Below are 2,005 nucleotides of genomic sequence, written 5' to 3'. Positions count from 1 at the left end.
GCATTAAGGAACTCGTAAGTAAATGAGGCTTAACAAGTGCCTAAACCACGGACGCAAACTAGCAGGCTTGCGCTCCATCGTCGCTGACTTTAGCCTGCTATTTCGCGCCAGTTAAGCAAGCGTTAGGCATTAATCGCATACCCAAACATAGTTGACAAGAAAGGAAGTTAAGTGTCAGAAAAATACGAGTGGCGTAAGAAAGAAAAGAAGTTATACATTCCCAAACAAAAGCCAGAAATAGTAGAAGTACCGGAATTTAAATTTATAACAATAAAAGGTGAAGGGAGTCCTGCCGAGAGTATATTCAATGAATGTATCGGTGCTTTATATTCAGTAGCATACGGTATTAAGATGCTGTCAAAAAAGGAAGAATACCAACCTTCTGGATACTTTGATTACACAGTTTACCCACTGGAAGGGGTATGGGATATAACTGAAGACGCGAAAAAGCGATTCAAAGGAACAATTGCAAAGGAAGACCTGATTTATCAAATAATGATTAGGCAACCGGAATTTGTAGACGAAAGTGTTTTTAGGGATATTCTTGAATCCGTAAAAAAGAAAAAGCTAAACCCTTTACTCGAACAAGTAAAATTTGAATCAATAGCAGATGGAAAGTGCGTTCAAATGCTTCACTTAGGGAGGTTTGAAGATGAGCCTGAAGCATTTGAAAAAATGGAAGCATTTTCACGTGAAAATGGATTAACTCGCCTATCAAAAATTCATCGTGAAATTTACCTATCAGATGCGAGAAAAGTTGTTCCTGAAAAGCTAAAAACGGTATTGAGATTTAAGGTTAAGTAAATTAAAAAATGCCTAACAAAGCATTGAATCGGACAATTTACAGTTGGCTGTTGTTCGCTTCGCTCACTAAGTATAGCCAACTGCAAATTGCCGTTTAACGCGGCGTTAGGTATTCAGGGAAGTGTCGAGTTTGTATAACCTACTTAAGTGTTTAAGCATTGTATTGCAGTGCTTTTTATTACTAGCCATTTTTAACTTTTTTTCGGGCGTTTACTCTGCATATTTAGAGCTTTCTTCAGGTGACCCTAAATTGATTGCTGGTCATATATCTTCAGGCCTAGTTCTCTCACTCATCCAAATAATTCCTGCCTTAATAGGATTATTTTTGAGTATTTGGTTACTTGCCAAAAACAACAACTCAAACTTGTTTAAAATCGGCTGTAAATCTTTAGCATATGTGTGGCTTTTATTTGTTCCTCTTGGTACATTCTTAGGCGTTAAGCAATTAAAAAGGCTAAAGAATACCTAACAAGCGCATGTAGCGACGGGACTGCTAACAGCTTGCTCAGTTCCGCTCCGCTTCACATTTTAGCAAGCTATTATCAGCCCCTAATGCGGGCGTTAGGTGAATAGCCATTTATGGTCATATTTAAAATTTTTGCGTGTTTTATTATATTTATTGCCGTTGGATTCTTTGCATTAATTTTGATGGCCTTGTTTATGCCTGGTAGTCCTAATGAACCAATAGATTCGGTTTTCAAAAAAGCTTGTGGAAGCGAATTACCTGTAAGAGCCGTTATTATAAAACGTGAACCAATCAATTCATTCTTACCACAAGGGTTTAGTTATTCTGAATCCGGAACTATACAAGTTAGTCCTGAGCAAGCATCTGGAATACTTTCAAACTTAGAGCAAAATCAGGAATATCGTCTGGACTATGAGTATAGTGTTTATGAAAGGTTTATTGTTGGCGATACTCTCGGAACTTGTAAAGTTAGTAAACTTTCTGGTTATATAAATTATCAATATACAGTTTGGTAAATTCACCTAACAAGCTGTTAAACAAGGACAAAAAAACAGTTGGTTTTGCTCCTTTGTCGCTAATTTTAACCAACTATTTTTTGCCTGTTAACAGGGCGTTAGGAGCCACGGAGAGTCATAATCAAAATCTACACTAATAAATTAAAAATACTGCTCTATCTTTGTGGTTCTTTAGCTTTTTCTTATATGCCATGGAGCATCGTAGACTCAACGGGGCATT

Annotated in this window: 3 protein-coding genes; all 3 read left to right on the top strand. The window is 37.1% G+C overall.

Translation table 11 applies throughout. The features are described 5' to 3' along the window. Positions 1–171 precede the first annotated feature (171 nt). Entirely contained in the window at positions 172–804 is a 633-nt protein-coding gene (locus ACSLUH_RS19345) for a GyrI-like domain-containing protein (RefSeq protein ID WP_448570064.1), read from the top strand. 130 nt (positions 805–934) lie between these two features. Then, a complete protein-coding gene (locus ACSLUH_RS19340) occupies positions 935–1,273 on the top strand; it encodes a hypothetical protein (RefSeq protein ID WP_448570063.1) in 339 nt (112 codons plus the stop codon). A gap of 110 nt (positions 1,274–1,383) precedes the next feature. Further along, positions 1,384–1,785, top strand: coding sequence for a hypothetical protein (locus ACSLUH_RS19335; protein WP_448570062.1), 402 nt, complete (start codon positions 1,384–1,386; stop codon positions 1,783–1,785). Positions 1,786–2,005 lie beyond the last annotated feature (220 nt).

The organism is Thalassotalea ganghwensis (genome assembly GCF_053485795.1).
This window is presented reverse-complemented; position numbering and strand designations above follow the sequence as displayed.

Excerpts from the sequence above, each read along its gene's own strand:
- ACSLUH_RS19335 (WP_448570062.1), top strand. The coding sequence starts at position 1,384 with ATGGTCATATTTAAAATTTTTGCGTGTTTTATTATATTTATTGCCGTT.